Raw genomic sequence first — 26773 nt, forward strand, 5'->3', positions numbered from 1 at the left:
AAAATTTTTATCTCATAAAAAATCTGTTAAAATGATGTAGAATGATTTTTTTGATCGATAGAATATAAAGTGAGGCAAGCGGTATGAAAGTATGCGGTGTGATCGTAGAATACAATCCGTTTCATAACGGACATCTTTATCACGTCCAGCAAGCTCGGGAAAAAACAGGCGCTGATATGGTAATCGCGGTGATGAGCGGGAACTTTTTGCAACGGGGGGAGCCTGCGATCTTAGATAAATGGCAGCGGGCAAATCAGGCGCTGCAAAATGGTATCGATCTGGTGGTAGAGTTGCCGCTTGAATGGTCCTTGCAGCCGGCGGATTTTTTTGCACAAGGCGCGATCGCGATCCTACAAGCGCTTCGTTGTGATTTTCTATGTTTTGGAACGGATGCGGCAGATACTTTTGATTACCAAGCTTTTGGCGAATTTGTCGCTGAAAATCAATCATTGATCGATGAGGAATTCAAAAAAAATATGGATCCTAATAAGACCTATCCGCAAAAAATGACTGAAACACTGCAAAAACTTTATCCTGGATTGGAAATCTCTGAAAATCAACCGAATCATGTCTTGGCATTAAGTTATGCTCAAATGAACGCGAAATATCCTCAGCCGATGAAACTTTTTCCCGTAGCTAGAAAAGGTGCCGGTTATCATTCGATGGAGTTGTCTCAGACTATCGCCAGTGCCACGGCTATTAGAAAAGCGGTGCAGCAAGGATCTGAGATCGCAAATTTTGTACCAAGTCAGACAGCCGCGGATCTTACAAAAGATATCATCACTTGGAATGATTATTGGCCGTTGTTGCGTTATCGGATCCTTTCAAGCTCCCATCAGGAATTAAAAAACATCTATCAAATGGTGGATGGGTTGGAATATCGGATCAAAAGTTTGATCCATGATACGGAAGATTTTGACGATTTTCTTATAAAACTGAAAACAAAACGTTATACAAGGACGCGCCTGCAACGGCTGCTTTGCTATGTACTTTTGAATATCCGCCAAGATATGATGGAAGAACAATGGCAAAAACCATATCTTCATGTGCTGGGTTTCACGGAAGCCGGGCAAAAATTTTTAGCTGCCCGCAAGGATCTGGAATGGCCGCTGTTTACTAAAATCGGCAAAAAAGAAGGAACATACGCCGCAGTGACATTGCGAGGCGATCAAGTATATCAACTGGGAAAAGCTTCTATCAACGAGCAGAATTTTGGCAGACAGCCCCTTAGAATTTTGAAATAGTTGGGTGAAACTACTTCACATACAGCGTGCGGACGAGTATAATGGACAAGGACGTTTTTCGTCATGATGTACAAAAACAAGAAAGCGAAGTGAGAATATGGGTCGTAAATGGGCAAATATCGTAGCAAAAAAGACTGCAAAAGATGCAAATAACAGCCGGATCTATGCAAAATTCGGAATCGAAATTTATGCGGCAGCGAAATCAGGTGATCCTGACCCACATGCGAACCAAAAATTACGGTTTGTAATTGAACGCGCGAAAACTTATAACGTACCAAAACATATCATCGACCGCGCTATCGAAAAAGCAAAAGGTTCAGGTGATGAACAATACGCTGAGTTGCGTTACGAAGGTTTTGGTCCAAATGGTTCAATGGTCATTGTAGATACATTGACGAACAACGTAAACCGGACAGCAGCTGACGTTCGTGCAGCTTTTGGTAAAAATGGCGGGAATATGGGCGTGTCTGGCGCTGTTTCTTATATGTTCGACAATACAGCGATTTTTGGTTTTGCCGGCGAAGATGCAGATGACGTGTTAGAATATTTGATGGAAAAAGATATCGATGTGCGTGATGTCATAGAAGAAGACGGACAAATCATCGTTTATGGGGAGCCAACTGATTTCAACGCGATCCAAGAAGCATTGAAAGAAAAAGGAGTTTCTGAATTTTCAGTAGCAGAGATCCAAATGATCCCTCAAAATGAAGTTCAGTTGTCTGGCGAGGATTTAGAAAAATTCGAAAAAATGCTGGATGCATTAGAAGATCTGGAAGATGTTCAACGTGTGTTCCACAACGTAGAATTAGACTAATAGATTGATCGATAAAATAAAAGCTGAGAATCGTTCCGACGATTCTCAGCTTTTTTATAACGTAAAATTGCTGCATTTCTGAAACTAAATCACAGCTCACTCATAAAGCCGAATAAATTAAGAATATACACAACAAAGACCGCTAAATTTCCTAGCAATGAGATCATCAATATGGCGTAGCGGATCGTCCAGATCTTGTACCAGCCGCCATCGTAAGAACTCCTTTTTTTAGGTCCGCGATAAAGCATGACCGCCATGATCGTCAATAAAAGCAGACCAAGTTGAATGACAGTAGCCATTGTCAAGGTGATTGTACTATTCATTACGAAAAAGTATCCACCAATCGTTAAGATCCCTGTCAAGATCGCAATCAGAAACATAAATATCCACTCCTTTACAAAAGTATAGCGTAGAGTATAGAAAAAGACCATTCGAAAGCAGTTTTGCAGAAATTTTTCTCGGCAAAACCCTCCAATTAAAAAAATTTGCCGACCGCCTCGTTTAAATTTGTTTTAGGCAGAAAATATATGCTAAAATTGATACAGAAAGCGCTAAAATGATAGAAGCAAAAGCAGGTGAGCATATGTCGGAAAGAATAACCCTAGAGCCATTTGATCGTATCTTGAGCGGTTACGAAAAATTGGCCGAAACAGCAGTTTCCATCGGGGACTGTTCTAAACTTTGTAAAAAATACCAAAAGTATGGCGTGTCCGGTTACCGGTTGGGAAATTTTCGCGGCTCAGGCTACTTAAATCGTTATTTGAATTTCAGTGTAGATTGTGCGCCGATGCTGATTTATAAAAAGAATTATCTGATCCCGCTGGTTTTTCGCCAAGCCGCCGCAACAGATCTGCTTTTTCTTGAAGAGTGCCGTATGGAGGCATTTTTCATTCTTTTGGAATGGAGCTTGCAGTACAAACCGGAAAAAGTGATCTTGAATTATACCAAGCCTGAATCGGATGCTTTTGACCAACCGTCTGGGATGGATAAACAAGTGATCGACAGCGCGTATCTGGTTTTTCGGATTTCCGAGATTTTAGATGGCGGTGGATTTCCTCTCAGCAATTTTCAAGATCTGGATCAATTCATCGAATGGAATCGAATCTATCGGTTGATCGATAATGGCTACATGGGCAGACACAGCAAATGTTTTGATCCGGGGTTGGAAGAAAATCTTTCAGAATTGGCAATGATCTTAGAGATCGTACGTCTAAAATATCCCCAAACGATCCAATTTATTTGAAAACAGCAATTATACATTACAATAAAATAACCGGACACTGGAATGAGCGGCAACTTCCAGTGTTCGGTTATTTTTTATGGTTTGATTTGACCCGATTGGGCGGTTAGATAAATGTTTTTTGATAAGTCAGAGGATCAGCAGAAGTTAAAAATCTGCTTGTTTCTTCAGGGGCGATCAATACCAATTGATGCATCGCCCGCGTAGCGATAGTATAAAGAATCAATTGATCCTGCTCTGTTTCAAAATTGGTGCCGATATTCCAGGCAAAGACGCGATCGAATTCCAAACCTTTTGCTAAAAAGGCCGGGATGATCATAAGATTTTTTTTCATAAAGGTATCTTCTGAAATGATCAGCTGCACTTTTTCTTGAACTTCAGGAGCAAGGCTGTCATAGAGCTCTGCACATTCTTCGGCAGTTTTACAGATGATCGCGGTACGCCAGAAGCGTTCTTTGGCTTTGTCTTGGATCATTTCCTCCAATAATCCAAGTGCCTGTTGATTCGTTTTCGCTTCGAAAACGGATGGCAGATCACCTTTTCTGGCAGTCAATTCCACGCGGTCTTCTTGCGATAAAAATTGATTGGCAAAATCAGTGATCTCTTTGGTGGAACGGTAGCTGGTGGTCAGTTGGTAACGAGTCACTTGTTCAGTTGGAAACAGCTCGTTCAATGAACCGACGATCGTTTCATTACCGAAGACCTTTTGATTGAGGTCGCCGCAAAGTGTCAGGCTGGCATTAGGATAAAGCTGACGCAAAAGGGCGACTTGGGCTGGCGGAAAGTCCTGCATCTCATCGATAAAAATAAAGCGGGCTTTTTGCGAAACGTTGATTGGATAAAGTTCTTTTGCCAATAAAAAGAATAAAACAGCATCTTCTTGGGAAAGAGCCTTATTCTTTAATTTGTCTCTTGTTTCAAGAATGGAGGCTGTCCATTCTTCTTCAGACAATCCTGCTGAGGACAAACTCGCTTTCGGTACAGATTGCAGAAAATGCAGGTATTGCTTGGAATAATTGATAAATTGGAACTGGTTGATCATACGGCTCATCCCGCGGAAATAACGCTGCACGATTTGTTTACGAATCTGGTTTCGCAATCTTCGTTCTGTTTCTTCCGTGTATTCCTGATTAGGATGGTCCGTAAAATAATCCTGCAATTTTTCTTCTGTCAGCTCTTTGACCCATTGTTTTTTGGCTTCGTCTTTTTGCAGACCGCCGATTTTTTTCAATAATTTCGTTTGCAATAGTTGTGTCCGCTGATATAAAGGCAATGCAGGATTGGTTTCCTGATACCACTGGCGGATCTGTTTCGCGGAGATCTTGACCTCGCCTTTGATCTTCAAGGAGCGGAAAAGAGGACCATAATTGGTGATGCTTTTTCCGTAACGTTTTATTTCTTTGACTAACGCTAATCCGCTTTTTAGACGTTCGGCTTTTTGTTCTTTGCCGGATAAGAAAATCTCTTCTAATTGCAGTTCTTTTTCGATTTCGAAGTTCGGCAACAATTGCGCCATAAACATCCGGAAGGTACGTGTCGGTACTTCGCTTTCACCTAGCGAGGGCAAGACCATTGAAATGTAATCAGAAAACAAATGGTTTGGTGAGAAAAGCAAGACTTGTTTGTCATCCAGCCATTTGCGATGTCGATACAAAAGAAAAGCGATCCGCTGCAATAGTGCCGAAGTTTTTCCGCTGCCGGCGATCCCTTCGATCAACATGACCTTGCTGTGGGTATCGCGAATGATTTGGTTTTGCGCTTTTTGGATCGTAGAAACGATATTTTTCATTTGAGAAGACGAGGCTTCATCAAGGATCTCCAAAAGAAATTCATCATTGATCACTTCAGAAGTGTCTACCATTGAAAGGATCTGACCTTCTTGGATCTTGAATTGGCGTTTCAAAAGAAGTTCCACGTCAAACCGATCATGATCCGTCTCATAAAAAGTCGGTCCCAATTCACCTTCATAATAGAGATTGGCGATGGGTGCCCGCCAGTCGATGACGATGGTTTCTTCTTGCGGGTCCCGCAAAGAGGCGATCCCTAGATACAATGTTTCCGTGTCGCTTTCTTCTCGAAAATCGATACGGGCAAAGTACGGGTTGTTGCTCATTGTTTTTAATGTTTTGATCCTTTTTTGCTGTGATTCGGCGGTATGATATTTCAGCAATAATTCCTGTTCATGCTGCCGATATTCAACCGCAGATTCATAGAAGGCTTCGTCAGAACCGCCGCGGATCGTTTTATCAGCGATCCCCTTTAATTCCTCTTGTACAGTGCTTGTCAGTGCTTGCTGTTGTTTTTCTAATAGCTGCTGTTCTGCTTGGATCAACGCAATGGTTTCATCCACATGCAGCTGTTCTTTCGCTTTTTCATTCATAAAATCGATATGCCTCCTTAAAAAAATCAAGACATAAAATTATAGCACAAAAGAATGATGCTTGCCGAGAGAAAAAATTTCTATGGTAAAATAAAGAAAAGGGCGGTGAAGCAGATGAGAAATGAAGATGAACGTTTGGAATTGATTTTGCAAGTAGCCAAGGACTTGCCGCAAGTAGTCGCTGTGGCGATGTCAGGCTCGCGGGTCAATCCCAACGCGCCAAAAGATGAATTTCAAGATTATGACATTGTCTATGTGGTAAATGACAAAGACAGTCTTTTAAAGGATCGAAGATGGCTGGATAGATTCGGTAAACGGCTGATCATGCAGTGTCCGGAAGAAATGAGTTTATTCCCGCCGACACTGGGACAGCGATTTACTTTTTTAATGTTGTTTGAAGAAGGTGATCGTATCGATCTGATGCTTTGTCCTTTTTCAGAGGTAGAAAGCGTCTTAAAAGAAGAAGCCATGCTTTCTGTTCTTTACGATCCCTGTCATATTTTTCCTGATGTGGAACGGCCCAGTGATCAAGCTTACTGGGTGAAAAAACCTACCAGAGAGGAATTTGCAGATTGCTGCAATGAGTTTTGGTGGGTCACGACCTATGTGGTAAAAGGTTTGGCACGTAAAGAATTGCTGTATGCATCTGATCATCTTTATGAAAATTGTCAGCAAGAACTTTTGCGTTTATTGAGCTGGCATGCCGCAGACAGCAAAAATTATGCGATCAGTGTCGGGAAAAACTATAAATATCTGCCGAATTATCTTACTGAAAATGAACAGGAATTGCTGCTGAAAATCCGAGATCTGTCATCTGAAGAAAAGATCTGGCAAGCGTTGTTTGAAACGGAGGCTTTTTTTCATCAAGAAGCGCTGGCATTTGCCGCTCGGGAAGGATTTTTCTATGACGCGCAGACAGCGGAAAATGTGATGGCTTATGCCAGAAAATGGTATTTACAAACAAAAGAGGATTGAACGGTGAGCTATCTGTAAGTTCATTTTCTTTTATTTTCTTGGTAAAAATCAGTATGCTAGAAGAAGAAGCTGAATTTTTCTAAAAGGACGTGAGTGCATGAAAATCCTAGTAACAGGTGATAGTCTGATCGCCCGCAAAGAATCATTGAAAGAACCGATGCTGAATCATTATTTGAAAAAGAAAGTTCCGGGGATCAAAATCATCAATACCGCCATCAGCGGCAACAATACCAATGATTTGATCCAACGGTTTGAAAAAGATGTAATGAGCTATCAAGGAATCGATAAAATCTTTATTTTGATCGGTACGAACGATCTGGCCCTAAACAAACAGATCCCTAAAACCATTTATCGAGAGAATCTGCAATGGATCATCAGTGAACTCAAAGAAAAATACAAATCAGATCAAATCTACTTTATTACACCGCCCGCAGTAGATGAGAAAAAGCAGAAATTCCGCAATAATGAGTTGATCAAAGACTATATCAATGTCCTGACAGAAACAGCTAACAGTGAAAGTTGTGTCGTCATTGATTTTTATACGGAAATCATCAATCAGCCGGATTTCAAAAAAATCATCAATGGCACGGTGAAAGATGGCCTGCATTTCGGCAAAGAAGGATACGACCTGCTTTCTGATATCATTATCCGCTATCTCTAAAATTTTCTTTCAGTAAGGATGATTGCGGCAAAAAGACTTTTTCCGCAAAATCTTAGGAGCAGATTGCCTTTTCGTAAAAATGATGTATATAATAAGGAATGTGATGGTGAAAAGATCACTGAAAAATTACAGTAAATAGCGAAAAGGGGAGTAATTATGCCATTTGTTCACGTTGAATTGGTTGAAGGAAGAAGCAATGAACAACTAGAAGGAATGATGAAAGATATCACTGAGGCGGTCCACAAAAATACCGGAGCACCCAAAGAGCATATCCATGTCATCGTCAATGAAATGAAAAAAGGCACTTATGGTGTAGGCGGAAATTGGAAAGAATAAACGATTCTTTCTTGCAATTTTTGATGATTAGTGCTTAAATGAACCTATAAATGATTGATGAAAAAGACAACCAAATTTGAGAGTCTTCCATAAGAGAGGAAAATCACGGCTGAAAATTTTCCGGAAGAAAACCAAAGGCGGACCACTTTTGAGACCCTTGTGGAAACAAGGGCGGTCGTTCCGTTATCACGCTTAAGGAACACAGTCTGTGTTTAAAATTAGGTGGAACCACGAATTTTCGTCCTAGTGTCGCAATGCGATGCTGGGACTTTTTTTATTTGAAAATTTGTTAGCCGCAAGGGTCGAAACAGGATCAAAAGTGTTCATTGATCAAATCATTCAAGGAGGAAATTTTTATGTCAATCAAAATCACATTTCCAGATGGCGCTGTTAAGGAGTTTGAATCTGGTGTCTCAACCAAAGATGTTGCAGAAAGCATTTCTAAAAGTCTGGCTAAAAAAGCTCTAGCCGGCAAAGTCAACGGTCAATTAGTTGATTTGAATCGTCCAATCGAAGAAGATGCCGCAATCGAAATCATCACACCTGATCAAGAAGAAGCACTGCCTTTAGTCCGTCATTCTGCGGCTCATTTAATGGCTCAAGCGATGCGTCGCCTGTTCCCTAATATCCATTTTGGTGTAGGTCCAGCTATTGATTCCGGTTTTTATTACGATACAGATAACGGCGAACATCCTATCACAGCCGAAGATCTGCCAGCGATCGAAGCAGAAATGATGAAGATCGTTAAAGAAAATCTGCCTATCGAACGCCACGTTCTTTCTAAAAATGAAGCATTGGAATTATTTGCCGGTGATCCTTACAAGGAAGAACTGATCAACGAATTGCCTGATGATGAAGTTATCACTGCTTATCGCCAAGGCGAATTTGTTGATTTGTGCCGTGGACCTCACGTGCCTTCAACAGGACGTATCCAAGTCTTCAAACTTTTATCCGTAGCCGGCGCTTACTGGCGGGGCAACTCGGACAATCACATGATGCAACGGGTGTACGGAACAGCCTTCTTCGATAAAAAAGATTTGAAAGAATTCATCAAACAAAGAGAAGAAGCGAAAGAACGCGACCACCGCAAATTAGGGAAAGAATTAGACTTGTTTATGATCTCCCAAGAAGTCGGTTCCGGTCTGCCATTCTGGCTGCCAAAAGGCGCAACGATCCGCCGTACTATCGAACGTTATATTGTAGATAAAGAAGTCAGCTTAGGCTATCAACATGTCTATACACCGATCATGGCTGACGTAAATCTGTATAAAACTTCAGGACACTGGGATCATTATCATGAAGATATGTTCCCGCCAATGGATATGGGAGACGGTGAAATGCTGGTCTTGCGTCCAATGAACTGCCCTCATCACATGATGGTCTACAAAAACCAAATCCATTCTTACCGTGAATTACCGATCCGGATCGCTGAACTTGGTATGATGCACCGTTATGAAAAATCCGGCGCGCTATCCGGTCTGCAACGGGTTCGGGAAATGACGTTGAATGATGGTCATACTTTTGTTCGTCCAGATCAAATCAAAGAAGAATTCAAACGGACACTTGATTTGATGGTCTCAGTTTACAAAGATTTCAATATCACAGACTATCGTTTCCGTTTAAGCTATCGTGATCCTAACAACACAGACAAATATTTCGATGACGATGCGATGTGGGAAAACGCACAAACAATGTTGAAAGAAGCAATGGACGAATTAGGTTTGGATTATTTCGAGGCAGAAGGCGAAGCTGCATTCTACGGTCCTAAAATGGACGTCCAAGTTAAAACAGCTTTGGGTATGGAAGAAACACTTTCAACGATCCAATTAGACTTCTTGCTGCCAGAACGTTTTGATTTGACTTATGTTGGTGAAGACGGGGAAAATACTCATCGTCCAGTGGTTATCCACCGGGGGATCGTTTCGACAATGGAACGCTTTGTTGCTTATCTGACAGAAGTCTACAAAGGCGCATTCCCAACTTGGTTGGCGCCAGTCCAAGCAACGATCATTCCTGTGTCAGTCGATGCCCACAGTGATTATGCCTATGAAATCAAAGAACGTCTGCAAAGCCGCGGAATCCGCGTCGAAGTTGATGATCGCAATGAAAAAATGGGGTACAAGATCCGCGCTTCTCAAACTCACAAGATCCCTTACCAATTAGTAGTGGGAGATAAAGAAGTTGAAGACGCGACTGTCAATGTCCGCCGCTACGGCAGTAAAGAAACAGCTGTTGAAGAGCTGAATATTTTCGTAGACGCGATCGCAGCTGAAGTGCAAAACTACAGCCGTCAATAAAAGTAATCATCAGAAGGAATCGCAACACAAGTCACTGCTGAACGATTTGAATACCTGTTTGCAGCACATACTGCATAGACAAGTGGGTATTCGAAATAAAGGAAGCAAAAATCTTGTGTTGCGTTCCTTTTTTTCATAGAGTTGCAGACGAATAAAAGAAAATCCAACAAGAAAATTATTTTGAAATTTTAAAGAAAACTCGGAGTGCTTACAGAATAAGTGATTGTACCTTGAGTTTTCTCATTTTTTATGGTATAGTTTGTTATGGTAATGATACTTGAAGTGAGTGAGCGGAATTTTCGCTCACTCTTTTTCATGAGTGAAAGTCGTTAATTTAAAGGAGGCGAAAAAATTTTGAGTACAGTGGTGGAAACAGTTACTGATTTGGTAACACCCATCTTGGAGGAACAAAATTTTGAGTTGGTAGAAGTTGAATTTGTGAAAGAAGGAAAGAGTTGGTTCTTGCGGGTTTTCATCGACAAAGAAGGCGGAATCGATATTGAAGAATGTGCCTATGTCAGTGAAAAGTTAAGCGAAAAATTAGACGCCTGCGATCCTGATCCGATTCCGCAAGCTTATTTTTTGGAAGTTTCTTCTCCTGGTGCTGAGCGCCCCTTAAAAAAAGAAAGCGATTATGAAAAAGCACTTGGCGAATACATCCATGTATCGTTTTATCAGCCAGTAGATGGCGAAAAACAATATGAAGGCTTTTTGCAATCTTTTGACGATGACAAAATGACTATGAAAGTTCGCATCAAAACGAGAGAAAAAGAGATTACTTTTGAGCGGAAAAATATTGCTAAAGCTCGTTTAGCTATTCAATTTTAATCACGGAGGAATCAAAAAATGAGTAAAGAAATGTTGAATGCACTGGATGCATTGGAAGCGGAAAAAGGGGTCTCGAAAGAAATCGTTATCGAAGCACTTGAAGCGGCTTTAGTTTCAGCTTACAAACGCCACTATGGACAAGCACAAAACGTTGAAGTGGAATTCGATCAAAAGAAAGGCAACATCCATGTCTATGCGGTAAAAGAAGTAACTGAGGAAGTAATGGATTCACAATTGGAAGTTTCTTTGAAAGACGCTTTATTGATCAATCCAGCTTATGAAATCGGCGACAAGATCCGTTTTGAAGTAACACCGAAAGATTTCGGACGTATCGCGGCTCAAACCGCAAAACAAGTGATTTTGCAACGGGTGAGAGAAGCAGAACGCAACATTATCTATAATGAATTCAGCGCCTACGAAAAAGACATCATGCAAGGGATCGTGGAACGTCAAGATCACCGTTACATCTATGTCAACCTAGGCAAGATCGAAGCTGTTTTGTCAAAACAAGATCAAATGCCAAACGAGTTTTACCAACCTCATGACCGCATCAAAGTGTATGTTTCTCGTGTGGAAAATACATCAAAAGGTCCTCAAGTTTTTGTAAGCCGCAGCCATCCAGATCTGTTGCGCCGCTTATTTGAACAAGAAGTACCGGAAGTGTATGATGGAACTGTCGAAATCGTAAGCATCGCTCGCGAAGCTGGCGATCGTTCAAAAGTTTCCGTACGTTCAAATGACCCGAACATCGACCCAGTGGGAACATGTGTCGGACCTAAAGGACAACGGGTACAAGCTATCGTCAACGAATTGAAAGGCGAAAATATGGATATCGTGGAATGGAACGAAGATCCAGCGGTTTATATCGCCAATGCATTGAATCCAGCACAAGTCGTTGATGTGATCTTCGATTTAGAAAATCCGAAAGTCTGCACAGTTGTGGTGCCTGACTACCAATTATCTTTAGCGATCGGTAAACGTGGACAAAATGCCCGTTTAGCTGCAAAATTGACTGGTTTCAAAATCGACATCAAATCAGAATCTGATATGGAAGATTTTTATGCGAAAATCGAAGACGGTGATTACGTAGATGCGGGTGAAACAGTTGAATCTACAGATGCTTCTGAAATCACAGACGACCAAACCATCACTCCTGATATGACGGCGGATGACTACGAAAATATCAATTTTGACGATAAGTAAGAAGTTAGCGAGGGGAAAATGATGAAAAAACGCAAAATTCCTTTACGTAAATCGGTTGTTTCCGGCGAGATGAAACCTAAAAAAGAATTGATCCGGATCACTCGCTCCAAAGAAGGAGAAGTTGCCATCGATCCTACTGGAAAAATGCCGGGACGAGGCGCATATGTAGCGATCGAACCGGAAGAAGTCCAAATGGCGTGGGACAAAAAGATTCTTGACCGCGTGTTGGAAACAACTTTATCTGATGAATTTTATCAAGAACTTCTGGATTATGTAACTCACCAAAAAGCACGACGCGAGCTGTTCAAAAATGAATAAGACGAAAGTATTAAACATGTTGGGGCTGGCAATGCGAGCTGGTAAACTGGTTACCGGCGAAGAATTGGTCATCAAAGAGATCCGCGGACAAAAAGCTGCGATCGTTTTGATTGCTCATGACGCTGGTAAAAATACACAAAAAAAAATCAAAGATAAAAGTACTTATTACAAAATTCCCTGCTTTGACGGATTGACTGCTGATGAACTCAGCCAAGCCATTGGCAAACCTCGAATGGTGATCGCTGTGATGGATCAGGGCTTCGGAAAGAGAATCGAGGAATTAATACAAGGTTAGGAAGGTGATTGCATGGGAAAAAAACGAATTTATGAACTTGCAAAAGAAATGAATAAATCAAGTAAAGAGCTTGTTGAAAAGGCGCAGTCTTTAGGTTTCGATGTCAAAAACCATATGGGATCCATCTCAGACGGTGAAGAAAAAAAATTACGCCAAACATTGAGCGGAGGAACCGCTAAACAAGCAACTCCTGAAAACAGACAGCAAGAGAATAGACGCAAACCTGCAACCCAAAAACCAGAGAACCAGCCTTCTAATCAAGAAGCAAAACCAGGACAAAAGAAATATCAAACACAACGAAACAACCCGAACTTTCAAAATCGTAATAAACCTAGTCGTCCAGTACAAGGAAAGCAATCACAACGAAACGAACAGCCAAAAGAACAAAATCAAAACCGAGGAAACCAACAAGGTAATCGTCGGACAAACCAAAACAATACACAAAATAACCAAGGTCAAGGACAAACTGGTTCTAGACCGCAAAATCAAGGACAAAGACCGCAAAATCAAGGTCGTCCGCAAGCAACACAATCACAAACACAGTTAGGGAGATCTATGAATCAAAAACCAACACAGAATCAAAAACCAACACAAAAACAAAATCAAACACAAGATCGCCGCAATCAGCCTGCAGCACAACGACCTCAAGGAGCGCAAACACAAGCTCAAGGTCAAACCCGCAGCGGACAAGGTGGAACAAGCGGACAAGATCAAAATAAACGCAATACGAATAACCGCGGAAAAAGCAACTTCAATAATAACCGCGGCGGTAACTTCGGTAACCAAAACCGCAACAGATTCAATAAAAAAGGCAAAAAAGGCAAACAGCAAACAGCACAAAAACCTGCTGTTCCACCACGTAAATTCCGTGAATTGCCTGATGTATTAGAATACACAGAAGGAATGAACGTAGCCGAAATTTCGAAAAAAATCTATCGCGAACCAGCTGAGATCATTAAAAAGCTGTTCTTGATGGGGGTTATGGTCAATCAAAACCAACCATTAGACAAAGATACGATCGAGCTTTTAGCAGCTGATTATGGTATCGAAGCACAAGAAAAAGTACAAGTGGATATTGCTGATATCGACAAATTCTTCGAACCAGAAGAATTGAACGAAGAAAATCTTGTTTCACGTCCACCAGTTGTAACGATCATGGGTCACGTCGATCACGGGAAAACAACATTGTTGGACACATTGCGTCATTCACGTGTAACCAGCGGAGAAGCCGGCGGGATCACACAGCATATCGGAGCGTACCAAATCGATATCGATGGCAAACCAATCACTTTCTTGGATACACCAGGACACGCGGCGTTTACCAGCATGCGTGCACGGGGAGCAAGTATCACTGATATCACGATCTTAGTAGTTGCCGCAGATGATGGCGTAATGCCGCAAACGGTGGAAGCTATCAACCACGCAAAAGCAGCGAAAGTTCCAATTATCGTTGCCGTGAACAAAATCGACAAACCAGGCGCAAACCCACAACATGTAATGCAAGAATTGAGCGAATACGAATTGATTCCTGAAGCATGGGGCGGCGACACGATCTTTGTAGAAATCTCAGCGAAATTTGGTCAAAACATCGACGAATTATTGGAAATGATCCTATTAGTCGCTGAAGTGGAAGACTTGAAAGCTGATCCAACACAACGGGCGATCGGTACAGTGATCGAAGCACGTTTGGATAAAGGGAAAGGACCAGTTTCCACACTTCTTGTTCAACAAGGTACGCTGCGTGTCGGTGATCCGATCGTTGTTGGGAATACTTACGGACGTGTCCGGGTAATGACCAACGATCTAGGTCGTCGTGACAAAGCAGCTGGTCCAGCAACACCAGTTGAAATCACTGGATTGAATGATGTTCCTCAAGCCGGCGATCATTTCGTTGTCTTTGAAGATGAAAAAACAGCCCGCGCGGCCGGTGAAGAACGGGCAAAACGTGCGTTGATGGAACAACGGGCATCAAATAGCCGCGTGACATTGGACACATTGTTCGAAAGCTTGAAAGAAGGCGAATTGAAGGATGTCAACGTCATCATCAAAGCTGACGTTCAAGGTTCAGCTGAAGCTTTAGCCGCTTCATTGAAGAAAATCGATGTAGAGGGTGTGCGAGTAAACATCGTCCATTCAGCAGTCGGTGCTATCAATGAAAGTGATGTGACCTTGGCAGCCGCAAGTAATGCGATCATTATCGGGTTCAACGTGCGACCAACGCCGCAAGCAAAACAACAAGCCGAATCAGAAGAAGTCGACATTCGTTTGCATCGTATCATTTACAAAGCGATCGAAGAGATCGAAACAGCGATGAAAGGGATGCTTGATCCTGAATTCGAAGAAAAAATCACTGGTCAAATGATCGTTCGCGAAACATATAAAGTTTCTAAAGTCGGCACGATCGCCGGTTGTTACGTAACAGAAGGATCGATCCGCCGCGACAGCGGTGTCCGGGTCATTCGTGACGGTATCGTAATTTACGAAGGCGTGCTAGCTAGCTTGAAACGTTTCAAAGATGACGTCAAAGAAGTCAAAATGGGCTTTGAATGTGGCGCCATGATTGAAAAATTCAATGACATCAAAATAGACGATATCATTGAAGGCTACGTGATGGAAGAAATCAAACCTAAATAATCACAAAGGAGGTCGTTAATATGGCCAATTATCGTGATCGTAGAGTAGCGCAAGAGATCCAAAAAGAAGTCAACCAAATCTTGCGTAAAAGAGTTCGTGACCCTCGTGTTCAAGAGGTAACGATCACTGATGTACGTGTGACGGGAGATTTGCAGCAAGCAACGATTTATTACAGTATCCTTTCTGATCTGGCATCAGAAAAACAAAAGGCGCAACAAGGCTTAGAAAAAGCGACAGGATTGATCCGTCGTGAATTAGGTCAAGTCCTAACGCTGTATAAAACACCGGAACTGACTTTCGAGTTGGATGAATCGGTAGAGTACGGTAATAAAATCGACGAAATGCTTCGCAATCTGCACAAAGATTAATCTAAAGGGAGATCTATCTGAAATATCCAACCGTTCGACGGTATATTATTCGTCATTCTTGGTATGATGGAATCAGATCTCCTTTTTGAAGAGAAAGATCCGAATGATAGCAAGATCGCTTTTGTGATCAGCGCTTTGTCATAAGTATGACAGAGGGACAGCTATTATTCGGATCTTTTTTTGTCGATGCAGTTATTGATTTTTGCGCTTGATTATTATCTTTTTTTAGAATGTGCTATAATAATCCAGTTGAATAAATAAGAACGAGGTGCAGTATGGACGGGATTTTACCTCTTTGGAAAGAACGCGGCATGACAAGTCATGATTGTGTTTTCAAATTACGAAAAATTTTACATACAAAAAAAATCGGACACAGCGGTACCCTTGATCCTGATGTAGCGGGCGTTTTGCCGATCTGTATCGGTAAAGGAACCAAGATGGTGGAGTTTTTAATGTCTTCAGGAAAAACGTACACCGGTGAGATCACGGTCGGTTTTGCGACTGCTACGGAAGATGCTTCTGGAGAGGTCATCGAAAGAACGCCTATCAAACAGCCATTTACAACAGAGAAGATCGATCAGGCAATGGCTCAATTGACTGGTGAGATCACACAGATTCCGCCGATGTTTTCAGCTGTCAAAGTAAATGGACGCCGATTATACGAATACGCCCGTGCCGGTGAAACAGTGGAACGTCCCCAAAGAAAAGCTCAGATCGATTCTTTTGAACGGATCTCTGAACCGGTTTGGGATCAAGAAAAACAGACCCAGTCATGGCGTTTTCAAGTGGTGTGCGGAAAAGGTACCTATGTCCGCACATTGGCGGTAGATACCGGTAAATTATTGCAGGCAGCGGCTCATATGTCAGAATTAACGCGCACGGCAAGCGGCGGTTTTACCAAAGAACAAGCAATCACCTTGAAAGAGGTACAGGAAAAGTTTGAAGCGGATCAACTGCAAGAATATCTATTGCCTTTAGAATATGGCGTGAAGGAATTTCAAAGAGTCGATATTTCTGATGAGTTATGGCAGAAGGTCAAAAATGGCCGACCACTTACCTATCACGAATTTAATTTGGCAGAAATGCCGAAACAACCTATCGCTGTTTTTTTTCACCAATACGTTGTAGGGATTTATCAGCCTCACGAACAGCGCGATAATATATTGAAACCAATGAAAATGTTCCGCACAGAGTTAGGAGAATCACTATGAAAATAATCACGATCAGACATCCTTATGATCCAGCACAAATTCCTGATGAAGATATTGTTTTAGTTTTGGGATTTTTTGACGGCGTTCATAAAGGACATCAAAAAGTAATCCAAAAAGGCAAACAGATCGCAGAAGAACAAGGATTAAAGTTAGCAGTTATGACATTTAATCAACATCCTTCCATTGTTTTCCAAAAAATCGATCCCGATACGATGAAATATCTTACGAATCTTTCACAAAAAGAAGGGATAATGGAATCTTTAGGTGTGGATTATTTATATGAAATCGAGTTTACATCGGCTTTTTCCAGCTTGAAGCCACAAGAATTTGTGGACCAATATATCGTGGATCTGCATGCAAAATTTGCTGTTACAGGATTTGATTATACGTATGGACCGAAAGATATCGCCGATGTTGCCCATCTTCCGGAATACGCCAAAAACCGTTTTACGGTAGTAACCGTCGCTAAGGAAACAGACGAAGGGGAAAAAATTAGTTCGACACGCATTCGCCATTTATTGGATGAAGGAGACATGGAGGAAGCGAACAGACTGTTAGGCTATTCTTATGAAATCGAAGGAACTGTCGTCCATGGGGATGCGCGAGGCCGCACATTAGGCTTTCCGACTGCCAACATCCAATACACAACGACTTGCCGCCTGCCTAAAGAAGGGGTCTACGTTTCTGAATTAAAAGTAGGAGATCGCTGGTATCCGGCAATGGGTTCCATTGGGCATAATGATACATTCGGTAAAGGCCGGGAATTGACGGTGGAAGTTTATATCTTAGATTTCCATCAAGATATTTACGGCGAACAAGTACGTGTGCGCTGGCTGCATTTACTGCGTGATCAAGTTGCGTTTAATGGGGCAGAAGCTTTGATCGACCAGCTCCATGCGGATGAAGAAGCTACCCGTAATTATTTTAATGAGAAAAAACAAGTACAAGAAAAGAAATAAGGATTCAAATCCTTACTGAAAAGACATCTCAACTATCCAAGTAAGTCTGCAAGATATTGCAGATTTGACAGATAGCCGGGATGTCTTTTTAATGATTATTTTCTTTGCAAAAAAGATCGTGATAGATAATAGTTATCATGAGGTGTTATTTCTTATCATGTGAAATATTGAACCAGAAGATAGGTTACGTTATGATGAATCCAATCAGTGAAGTAGTTATCAAATTAGTAGTTAAAATAGGAAAATTGAGTGGGAGATGCAGGAGTATGGCAAAAATCGTTGAAAATATTTTAGAATTGACTGGAGAAACACCTATCGTAAAACTAAATCATGTCGTTCCAGAAGACGCGGCAGATGTTTACGTGAAATTGGAATTTTATAATCCTGCAGGTTCAGTAAAAGATCGAATCGCATTGGCGATGATCGAACAAGCTGAAAAAGATGGAAAATTAAAAGCTGGCGGAACCATCGTTGAACCAACTTCAGGTAATACTGGTGTCGGATTGTCTTTTGTGGGAGCAGCAAAAGGTTATAACGTAGTGATCGTTTTACCAGATACTTTCTCTATCGAACGCCGCAAACTGATCCAAGCTTATGGCGCAAAACTTGTTTTGACACCCGGAGCAGAAGGTATGAAAGGCGCGATCGCCAAAGCGAAGGAATTGGCAGAAGAAAACGGTTGGTTCTTACCATTACAATTCGATAATCCGGCAAACCCAACGATCCATTATGAAACAACAGGAAAAGAGATCGCTGAAGCGGCGGAAGAAATCGGATTGGACGCTTTTGTAGCAGGAGTTGGTACAGGCGGGACGATCACAGGTGTGGCAAAACGGTTGCAAGAAACCAATCCTGATGTACAGATTTTCGCAGTAGAATCCGCGGAATCTCCAGTATTATCAGGCGGCAAACCAGGACCTCACAAAATCCAAGGAATCTCTGCCGGATTTATTCCAGAAGTTTTAGACGAAGCCAGCTATCAAGAAGTATTGCAAGTTACTAGCGAAGATGCTCTTGAAACCGCCAGAAAAGTCGGCAGTCAAGAAGGCATCTTGGTAGGGATCTCTTCTGGTGCGGCTATCAAAGGCGCCATCGAAGTTGCAAAACGTCTAGGAAAAGGCAAGAAAGTCTTGGCGGTCGTACCAGATAATGGAGAACGTTATCTATCCACTGTTCTTTATGAATTTGAATAAGCAATAATTAAAAATAAACAGGAAAAAAAGTGTCTGTGAGATAAACAAAGGCCAAACAAAATAATTGGATCATATGGAGCTGTCATCACAAAATATGGTGATGTGCGTAATATTCATTGGTTTGATTAATGAGCGGCTTGAGAGCTTTCACAGCTCTTTTTTTGTTGAAAAATGTAAATTTATCCGGTAAGATCTCATTCACAGGAATGGAAGAGAAAACAAAAAACCTTTCACTCATTCCTTAAATTGAATTATATATGAAATTCTCCTATAATGAATATAGAGTAGAAAGATGGAAGTGAGGAATGGTTTTGAGCAAACAAACCGAGCGATTTGAAGCGATGCGGGCACAAACTAGAGATAAGATCCGCTATGCTGCGGTCACTTTATTTGCGAAGCACTCTTTTGCCAACACAACGATGCAGGCGATCGCTAAAGAAGCTGGAGTGAGTACGGGATTAGCGTATCGTTATTTTCCTTCTAAGCAAGCCTTATTTGATGCGATCATCCTTGAAGCAATCGAAGGTTTGCGAACGATGAAACTGATTTTTTTAACAGAAGGTGACCCGCGGGAGATTTTAGAAGAGGCCACAGCAGAGATGCTGAAAGAAATATCTGAAGATCCTACGACCAGCGAATTGTTTTTGTTGATCACGCAAACAATTTTTACAAATGCTGAGGAAAACAATGGTCCGCAAGAAGTGGTGGATACGGATAAAGAATTGATTGAGGCATTAAAGCAGTTGATCATACGCGGACAAGAGAAAGGACAGTTCGTTGAAGGGGATCCCCAGACTTTAGCCATGCACTATATTAGTTGTGCGCAAGGTGTCGGATTGATGTCAACGATTTTTGGTGAGGAATACCGATCACCGGATACAAAACTATTTCTGCGTTTTTTGATTAAGTAAGGTAAATAATTGTCAATGGCAAGAAGTTTCCATTGACAATTATTTTTTTGGATTTATAATGAATATATGTTCATTCATTATAAAGAAAAGAGGGAAAACGATGACTTACGCAATTGAAGTTAAGAATTTAACAAAAACATTCGGGCAATATCCAGCCGTCAATCAAGTCTCTTTCAAGGTAGAATCCGGGAAGATTTTTGCATTATTAGGCGAAAACGGTGCTGGAAAAACAACGACGATCCATTTGTTGACGACACTGTTAACACCCACATCAGGAGAAATACTGTATAACGGAACAGCGGCTGCAAAAAGAAGTATCCGCAAGCAAATCAGTGTAACCGGACAGTTCGCGGCGCTAGATGAGGAGCTGACCGGCAGAGAAAATTTGGAGATTTTGGGACAGCTTCATTCGTTATCGAGAAAAGCAGCAAAAGCAAAGGCACTTGAGCTTCTTAAACAATTTGAATTAGAGGCAGCAGCCGATAAAAAAGTTACGAATTATTCAGGAGGAATGAAACGCCGATTGGATATCGCAGTCAGTTTGTTGGGGGATCCGAAGATTTTGTTTTTAGATGAACCGACGACCGGGATCGATCCTGCTAATCGCCGCCGCATTTGGGAAATGATCGATCAATTAGCAAAAGATTCAGGGATGACGATTTTTTTAACCACTCAATATCTTGAGGAAGCTGAAGTTTTGGCTGATTTCGTAACGATCATGAATCAAGGAAAAGTTATTGCAGAAGGTTCTGTTGATACGTTGAAAAAAAGTTTGCCGGAAAGCAAGATACAGCTTAAATTTGCTGATAAAAATATATTGGAATCTGCCAAAAAAATCCTTGCAGTAGAACATTTGGAAGAGCTGTCAGAAAACAGATTAGAAATTCCTGTTATTGAAAAAGTTAAAAAAGTATCTTCGATTTTCACGAATCTGACATCCGCTGGAATCGCGATCGAAGATATCCAGTTGGTGGAGCCGACATTGGAAGATGTATATTTGGAATTAACAAGGAGGGGAAATCATGCAGTGGTTTCATGATTTGACGATAATGAGTAAAAGAAGCTGGAAAATGAACTCCCGTAATCTTGATGGATTGATTACAACGGCCGTTCTACCAGTTATGATCTTACTATCTTTTGTTTATATTTTTGGCGGTGCGATTGATGCTTCTGGAAACTATATCGATTATATCGTACCGGGGATCATCGTTTTAGGGCTTGGGCAAGTCTCGGCTGGAGCTGCTGTTACAATATCCACGATGAAGCAACGGGGGATCTTGAATCGCTTTAAAACGATGGCGATCACACAATCTTCAGTTTTGTGGGGAGAGCAAACGATCTATTTGTTAAAAAGTCTGTTCTCGGTATTTTTAGTGATCGCAGTAGGGATCTTACTAGGTTTCAGTCCAGAACTGACTTTATCTAATGGATTAGTATTGGGTTTGTTTGTATTGTTGGCATCTGCCGCTCTCGTCTGGATCAGTTTTTTTATTGGGCTATCTGTGGGGACCGAGGCCGCGGCGGCTTTTCCAATGTTTTTACTTTTTGCGCCTTACCTGAGCAGTGGGTTTGTTCCGTTAGAGACTCTTCCGAAAGTATTGCGCAACTTTGCGGAAGTATCTCCCTTCACACCTATCACAGAAACGATCCGCGGCTTGCTGATGAACGATGTTTCTCTAAATGATTTGCGTGTTGCAAGTGCATGGCTGATTGGATTATTACTGCTTTTTGTTTTTCTTACATTAGGTAAATATAATCGATTGACTGAAAAGTCCTGAATAAAAAGTTGAGCTATTATCATAGTAGGGAGATAATAGAATACTTAAAAAATATCCAAGAAGTTAATTTACCGACCTCCAGAAGTTAGATTTTTGGTCTAACTTTTGGGGGTCGGTATTTTTATGGCAAAATATAGTTTTGAATTCAGACTGAAAATCCTTCAAGAATATCTTGAAGGAAAAGCAGGAACATCGTATTTATCGAAAAAATATGGAGTGAAATCAAAAAAGCAGGTACAGGTTTGGTTCAATGCTTATCACAAGTTCGGTGAAGAGGTATTTGTATGATAAAAAGATTAACTAAAAATATAAATATGTATTTAGGTGTAATAAATATTGTAATTGGACTTGTTCATTATGGAAGAAAACGAGGCAGATTAACAAATATTAATTAGCATTTCTATATTACGTTAGTTATAATATTTATAAATATTGAGGTTTTTTTGATAAAAAAGTAGATAATTATTTAATAGAAGCTATGGAAATTAGGTAAGTAATAAAAATCTCTACAAACAAGGAATTTGTACATGTTTTTATCCCGTTTCAAAGTGCTTCCGTCAAAATGATAATAACTACTGAGTTTAACTTATTGTTAAGGTATTCACATATATTCCAGACTAATTGATTTAGAGGTGAATTTTTGAAGTACCATTCTAGAATAGATATTTCTGTGTAGACTAATCTATCAAATAGTAATTGAATGAAATGTAACTATATCAGAATTTAAACTTTTGAATATTCCGTATGTTATTGCAGCTAACAGGAATAATTTGCTACTAGACGTTAAATTTGAAACGATTTATTTTTTTCATGTTTTGTATTACTATTAGTGATTTTTGGCGCATATACAATAAATATAAGGTTTAATATATACATGGTACTCTTTCTTTTTCAGCTAACTTTCATAGCATTTATAATAATTAAACAAATATATATGTGGAGGGTTTTAATATGATTAGAAATTTTAATTATCTATATTTAGGAATTATTCTTTTATTCGATATTCATCAATCTCTAAAATTTTATTCAATGTATAAAAAAGAAAGGATAAAAAAATATCTATATTTTATGTATTTTTTCATAGTTATAGCTATAGTGGCAATTATTGCTCTTATAGCAAATTATTTATCCATATAATTTTTTTTATAGAGTAGGAGAAAAATATGTTAAAGATAGAAATAGAAGGTAATAATGGCATTGAGAAAACTACCTTATTTAAGGCTTTAAATGCTTAAATAAATTATGTTTCTTCTTCAATACAATTTATGGAATGTGATTTTAATATAGCAAAAATAAGAGATATAGTGTTTATTGACGATCAATTTTTGGGTATCTGTACCTAAAACCGATGGAATATTTACACTATATTGCATATTTCTATAAGTCAGAGCACAGTGAGCAACAAATGGAAGCCTTTTTAAACTTGTTGGATATGAATCCATATTTAACGTCTCTGATTAAAAATTTGTCTCAGGGAAACAAGTAGAAACTTGCATTTATTGCTGCTGTAATCTCTAGTGCCAAGATTATTTTATTTAGATGAAGCTTTTGAGCATATAGACAAAAAAACAATGAAAGAAGTAATGAATATTCTTGAAGAATTAGTATTGAGTTTGTTTGTATTGCTGGCATCTGCGGCTCTCGTCTGGATCAGTTTTTTTATTGGGCTATCTGTGGGGACCGAGGCCGCGGCGGCTTTTCCAATGTTTTTGCTTTTTGCGCCTTACCTGAGCAGCGGGTTTGTTCCGTTAGAGACACTTCCAAAAGTATTGCGCAATTTTGCGGAAGTATCTCCCTTCACACCTATTACAGAAACAATCCGCGGCTTGCTGATGAACGATGTTTCTCTAAATGATTTGCGTGTTGCCAGTGCGTGGCTGATTGGATTATTACTGCTTTTTGTTTTTCTTACATTAGGTAAATATAATCGATTGACTGAAAAGTCCTGAGTAAAAAGTTAGGCTATTTTCATAGTAGGGAGATAATAGAATACTTAAAAAAAGATCCAAGAAGGTAATTCTTGGATTTTTTAGTAGATTTGTTCAGCAGATACGTATAGTATGCTTATATAAGAATATTCTAGCTAACGTGAGGAGCACATGAAGCAATGAATGAATCAACACAATCAATAGGCAAGAGTATCTCTGCCTATCTCCACATCCCGTTTTGTGAACACATTTGTTATTACTGTGATTTCAATAAAGTGTTTTTAGAAGGGCAACCGGTGGACGAATATATCGAGATGCTGTTGCGGGAGATCCAACTGGGATTGGCGCAGCAACCAATTACAGAAGCAAAAACCATTTATATCGGCGGTGGTACGCCAACTTCATTGTCTGCCAAACAACTGGATTGTTTATTGGCGGGTGTGACAGAGTACTTTCCGATGGAGACAGTCAAAGAATTTACTATTGAAGCAAACCCTGGTGATTTGACGAAAGAAAAACTGCAAGTGATGAAAAATTATGATATTGACCGTTTGTCGATGGGGGTTCAGACTTTCGATAATCGGTTATTGAAAAAAATCGGTCGCAAGCATTCCGCGGAAGATGTTTACCAAACCATCGAATTGTTGCGAAAAGAGCAATTTGACAATGTGTCTATCGATTTGATCTATGCTTTGCCGGGTCAATCTCTGGAAAGTTTTCGAGATACACTGAAACGGGCGCTGGATTTGGATTTGCCTCATTATTCCATGTATTCGTTGATTCTGGAAAATAAAACGATGTTCATGAACTGGGTACGGCAAGGAAGAATCGAATTGCCGGATCAGGAAGTAGAGAGTCAGATGTTTGAAGAAGCCATCGAACAGATGGAAAAGCACGGACGTCATCAATATGAGATCAGTAATTTTGCGTTGTCAGGCAAAGAATCACAACATAATCTGATTTATTGGAACAATGAAAATTATTTTGGCTTTGGTGCCGGCGCGAGCGGGTATCTTGGCGATCGCCGCTATAAAAACTATGGACCGATCCAGCATTATCTTAAACCGTTGCGGGAAAACAAACTGCCTGCTTATGAAGAAGAATTTCTGACAAAACAAAATCAAATGGAAGAAGAAATGTTTTTGGGTCTCCGGAAAATCGCGGGTATCTCAAAACGAGTATTCAAAGAAAAATTCGGTGTAGATTTTCAAACAGTCTATGGCGCTGTCCTGCCTGAGCTGAAACAAAAAGGCTGGTTGTTGGAAGAAGAAGACGCTATCCGTTTGACAGATACGGGGCTGTTCATCGGGAATGAAGTATTTGAAAAATTTCTATTAAAAGACTCTTAAATGGGGTCTTTTTTTACTATTTATTAGATAGGAACGTATTTTCAAAATAATTAGCACTCTCGATGCAAGAGTGCTAAAAATGGGTGGAAAATTCTTGACAAATATGCAGAATATGATATATTTATAATCGTGTTAGCACTTAAAAGGAAAGAGTGCTAATGAGAGGTGATAGATTATGTTGACACAAAGGCAGCAAGACATTCTGCGTCTCATCATTCAAAATTACACACAAACAGGCCAACCGGTGGGTTCCAAAAAATTGATGGAAGAAGGAATCAACGCCAGTTCGGCGACGATCCGTAATGAAATGAAAGCACTAGAAGAATACGGCTTTCTGCAAAAAACGCATTCGTCATCTGGACGGGTTCCATCAATGAACGGCTATCGTTATTATGTTGATTTTCTGTTGACGCCGGCACAAGTGGAGCAGACAGATATGCAGATGATTCGTCAGTCTTTTGGCAGAGAATTTCATGAGATCAATGAGATCATTCAGCAGTCTGCAGATATTTTGTCGAGTCTGACCAGCTATACAGCATTGTCTTTAGGTCCTGATATGAAGGAAAGACGTTTGACTGGTTTTCGGATCGTGCCGTTGAATGAACGGCAAATCATCGCCCTTATCGTTACCGATAAAGGAAATGTTGAAAGCCAAGTGTTTACGATTCCCCGTACAGTTAGCGGTGAAGATTTAGAGAAAATGGTTCGGATCATCAACGATAAGTTGATCGGCGAGTCATTGATCACCGTCTATCATCGTTTGAGAACCGAGATCCCTATGATTTTGCATAAGTATTTCCAAACGACAGAAGGAATCTTAGATTTGTTCGATTCGTTATTAGGAAATGCGTTTGAAGAAAAGATATTCGTAGGCGGTCGCATGAATGTCCTGGATTTTGGGCCGACGACGGATGTGGATCAATTCAAAACGATCTATTCATTTATGAAAGATCCAGAAGAATTGACGCAATTGTTGGTACCTTCTGATGAGGATATCCGAATTCGGATTGGTAATGAATTAGGGATCGAATTGTTGCAAAACATGAGTCTGGTTCAAGCCAATTATGAGATCACAGGACATGGGCAAGGAACGATCGCTCTTTTAGGTCCTACTAATATGCCATACTCAAAGATGTTTGCGCTGATCGACGTTTTTCGTCGTGAACTTGCTTCGAAATTAGCTGAGTATTATCGTTCGTTGGATTCTTATAACTAGCGGAAGATAAAAGCGGATATCTGAAATATTTATAGAGAAAGGAAGTTGGTCAAGTGTCTGAAGAAATGCAGAAAGATGAAGAATTGAAAGAAACAAAATCAGCAGAAACAGATGTTGAATCTGCGGAAAACGCAGAGCAATCAGAAGAAACACCTGCTGAATTAACAGAAACAGAAAAAATGCAAGCGAAAATCGATGAGTTGGAAGACCAATATTTGCGGGCTCGCGCAGAAATCGCAAATATCACTACTCGTAATCGTAATGAACGGGAACAATTACAAAAATACCGTTCTCAAGATTTAGCGAAAAAATTGTTGCCGGCTATCGATAATCTAGAACGAGCATTGGCGACAGAAGTTTCTGATGAACAAGGCGCCAGCTTGAAAAAAGGCGTTGAAATGGTCTTGGACGGCCTGCGCTTTGCTTTGAAGGAAGAAAATGTCGAAGAGATCCCGGCTTCCGGCGAAACCTTCGATCCTAATCTGCATCAAGCAGTTCAAACAGTTCCTGCAACAGAAGAATTTCCGGCTGATACAGTTGTGGAAGTGTTGCAAAAAGGCTATAAATTGCATGATCGTGTGCTTCGACCAAGTATGGTCATCGTGGCACAATAATAATAAAAGACAAATATTAAG

General features: G+C 40.5%; 26 protein-coding genes. 24 read left to right on the plus strand and 2 right to left on the minus strand.

Translation table 11 applies throughout. From position 1 onward, the window contains the following. Positions 1 to 83: 83 nt before the first annotated feature. Together EFB00_RS11240 and EFB00_RS11245 are read left to right on the plus strand one after the other, a co-directional pair. The gene (locus tag EFB00_RS11240; RefSeq protein WP_122646883.1) at positions 84 to 1244 is read left to right on the plus strand and encodes a nucleotidyltransferase; all 1161 of its coding nucleotides are present in this window, start codon (positions 84 to 86) and stop codon (positions 1242 to 1244) included. A 97-nt stretch (positions 1245 to 1341) separates the two neighbouring features. Beyond that, entirely contained in the window at positions 1342 to 2058 is a 717-nt protein-coding gene (locus EFB00_RS11245) for a YebC/PmpR family DNA-binding transcriptional regulator (RefSeq protein ID WP_122646884.1), read from the plus strand. Positions 2059 to 2147: 89 nt separating this feature from the next. On the opposite strand, the gene EFB00_RS11250 is transcribed toward EFB00_RS11245, so the two are convergent. Continuing rightward, on the minus strand, positions 2148 to 2438 hold the full coding sequence (locus tag EFB00_RS11250) for a hypothetical protein (RefSeq protein WP_122646885.1): 291 nt from the start codon (positions 2436 to 2438) through the stop codon (positions 2148 to 2150). A gap of 203 nt (positions 2439 to 2641) precedes the next feature. Here EFB00_RS11250 and EFB00_RS11255 point away from each other — a divergent pair, with 203 nt between their 5' ends. Next, entirely contained in the window at positions 2642 to 3301 is a 660-nt protein-coding gene (locus tag EFB00_RS11255) for a hypothetical protein (protein ID WP_122647095.1), read from the plus strand. A 103-nt stretch (positions 3302 to 3404) separates the two neighbouring features. Here the strand turns inward: EFB00_RS11255 and helD are convergent, their stop codons facing one another. Beyond that, positions 3405 to 5678 carry an RNA polymerase recycling motor HelD gene (gene helD, locus EFB00_RS11260; RefSeq protein ID WP_122646886.1) on the minus strand — a complete coding sequence of 758 codons (2274 nt, stop codon included), beginning with the start codon at positions 5676 to 5678 and terminating at the stop codon, positions 3405 to 3407. Between the two features lie 114 nt (positions 5679 to 5792). Here helD and EFB00_RS11265 point away from each other — a divergent pair, with 114 nt between their 5' ends. From EFB00_RS11265 to grpE, 21 genes are all read left to right on the plus strand, one after another. Continuing rightward, positions 5793 to 6653, plus strand: a complete 861-nt coding sequence (locus EFB00_RS11265; protein ID WP_122646887.1) for an aminoglycoside 6-adenylyltransferase — start codon at positions 5793 to 5795, stop codon at positions 6651 to 6653. Positions 6654 to 6750: 97 nt separating this feature from the next. Next, positions 6751 to 7314, plus strand: a complete 564-nt coding sequence (locus tag EFB00_RS11270; RefSeq protein ID WP_122646888.1) for a GDSL-type esterase/lipase family protein — start codon at positions 6751 to 6753, stop codon at positions 7312 to 7314. A gap of 156 nt (positions 7315 to 7470) precedes the next feature. Beyond that, positions 7471 to 7650 carry a 2-hydroxymuconate tautomerase gene (locus EFB00_RS11275; protein WP_122646889.1) on the plus strand — a complete coding sequence of 60 codons (180 nt, stop codon included), beginning with the start codon at positions 7471 to 7473 and terminating at the stop codon, positions 7648 to 7650. Positions 7651 to 8006: 356 nt separating this feature from the next. Next, the gene (thrS, locus tag EFB00_RS11285) at positions 8007 to 9947 is read left to right on the plus strand and encodes a threonine--tRNA ligase (protein WP_122646890.1); all 1941 of its coding nucleotides are present in this window, start codon (positions 8007 to 8009) and stop codon (positions 9945 to 9947) included. A 354-nt stretch (positions 9948 to 10301) separates the two neighbouring features. Further along, the gene (gene rimP, locus EFB00_RS11290; RefSeq protein ID WP_122646891.1) at positions 10302 to 10775 is read left to right on the plus strand and encodes a ribosome maturation factor RimP; all 474 of its coding nucleotides are present in this window, start codon (positions 10302 to 10304) and stop codon (positions 10773 to 10775) included. Between the two features lie 18 nt (positions 10776 to 10793). Continuing rightward, a complete protein-coding gene (gene nusA, locus EFB00_RS11295; protein WP_122646892.1) occupies positions 10794 to 11978 on the plus strand; it encodes a transcription termination factor NusA in 1185 nt (394 codons plus the stop codon). A gap of 21 nt (positions 11979 to 11999) precedes the next feature. Then, positions 12000 to 12296, plus strand: coding sequence for an RNase P modulator RnpM (gene rnpM, locus EFB00_RS11300; protein WP_122646893.1), 297 nt, complete (start codon positions 12000 to 12002; stop codon positions 12294 to 12296). Next, positions 12289 to 12591, plus strand: coding sequence for a YlxQ-related RNA-binding protein (locus EFB00_RS11305; protein ID WP_122646894.1), 303 nt, complete (start codon positions 12289 to 12291; stop codon positions 12589 to 12591). The genes rnpM and EFB00_RS11305 overlap by 8 nt, the downstream gene beginning before the upstream one ends. Positions 12592 to 12603: 12 nt before the next feature. Next, entirely contained in the window at positions 12604 to 15225 is a 2622-nt protein-coding gene (infB, locus tag EFB00_RS11310; protein WP_122646895.1) for a translation initiation factor IF-2, read from the plus strand. A gap of 20 nt (positions 15226 to 15245) precedes the next feature. Continuing rightward, positions 15246 to 15593 carry a 30S ribosome-binding factor RbfA gene (gene rbfA, locus EFB00_RS11315; protein WP_122646896.1) on the plus strand — a complete coding sequence of 116 codons (348 nt, stop codon included), beginning with the start codon at positions 15246 to 15248 and terminating at the stop codon, positions 15591 to 15593. 275 nt (positions 15594 to 15868) lie between these two features. Further along, a complete protein-coding gene (truB, locus tag EFB00_RS11320) occupies positions 15869 to 16804 on the plus strand; it encodes a tRNA pseudouridine(55) synthase TruB (RefSeq protein WP_122646897.1) in 936 nt (311 codons plus the stop codon). Continuing rightward, complete coding sequence (gene ribF / locus EFB00_RS11325; RefSeq protein ID WP_122646898.1) at positions 16801 to 17763, plus strand: riboflavin biosynthesis protein RibF; 963 nt, start codon at positions 16801 to 16803, stop codon at positions 17761 to 17763. Before truB ends, ribF begins: the two co-directional genes overlap by 4 nt. 266 nt (positions 17764 to 18029) lie before the next feature. Next, positions 18030 to 18956, plus strand: a complete 927-nt coding sequence (cysK, locus tag EFB00_RS11330) for a cysteine synthase A (RefSeq protein WP_122646899.1) — start codon at positions 18030 to 18032, stop codon at positions 18954 to 18956. A gap of 311 nt (positions 18957 to 19267) precedes the next feature. Beyond that, positions 19268 to 19867 (plus strand): TetR/AcrR family transcriptional regulator, encoded by a 600-nt coding sequence (locus EFB00_RS11335; RefSeq protein ID WP_164709472.1) that lies wholly within the window; start codon positions 19268 to 19270, stop codon positions 19865 to 19867. Positions 19868 to 19967: 100 nt separating this feature from the next. Beyond that, a complete protein-coding gene (locus EFB00_RS11340; RefSeq protein ID WP_241153432.1) occupies positions 19968 to 20906 on the plus strand; it encodes an ATP-binding cassette domain-containing protein in 939 nt (312 codons plus the stop codon). Then, complete coding sequence (locus EFB00_RS11345) at positions 20890 to 21645, plus strand: ABC transporter permease (protein ID WP_122646902.1); 756 nt, start codon at positions 20890 to 20892, stop codon at positions 21643 to 21645. Before EFB00_RS11340 ends, EFB00_RS11345 begins: the two co-directional genes overlap by 17 nt. A gap of 123 nt (positions 21646 to 21768) precedes the next feature. Further along, complete coding sequence (locus EFB00_RS11350; RefSeq protein WP_122646903.1) at positions 21769 to 21933, plus strand: helix-turn-helix domain-containing protein; 165 nt, start codon at positions 21769 to 21771, stop codon at positions 21931 to 21933. Between the two features lie 1283 nt (positions 21934 to 23216). Next, complete coding sequence (locus EFB00_RS11360; RefSeq protein WP_164709473.1) at positions 23217 to 23594, plus strand: ABC transporter permease; 378 nt, start codon at positions 23217 to 23219, stop codon at positions 23592 to 23594. A 158-nt stretch (positions 23595 to 23752) separates the two neighbouring features. Then, on the plus strand, positions 23753 to 24922 hold the full coding sequence (gene hemW / locus EFB00_RS11365; protein WP_122646906.1) for a radical SAM family heme chaperone HemW: 1170 nt from the start codon (positions 23753 to 23755) through the stop codon (positions 24920 to 24922). Between the two features lie 175 nt (positions 24923 to 25097). Next, positions 25098 to 26138: a heat-inducible transcriptional repressor HrcA gene (gene hrcA, locus EFB00_RS11370; RefSeq protein ID WP_122646907.1), complete on the plus strand. Its 1041-nt coding sequence runs from the start codon at positions 25098 to 25100 to the stop codon at positions 26136 to 26138. Positions 26139 to 26203: 65 nt separating this feature from the next. Next, positions 26204 to 26752, plus strand: a complete 549-nt coding sequence (gene grpE / locus EFB00_RS11375) for a nucleotide exchange factor GrpE (protein WP_122647096.1) — start codon at positions 26204 to 26206, stop codon at positions 26750 to 26752. The last annotated feature ends 21 nt before the right edge of the window (positions 26753 to 26773 follow it).

Source organism: Enterococcus mediterraneensis (genome assembly GCF_900604485.1).
GTDB classification, from domain to species: domain Bacteria; phylum Bacillota; class Bacilli; order Lactobacillales; family Enterococcaceae; genus Enterococcus_C; species Enterococcus_C mediterraneensis.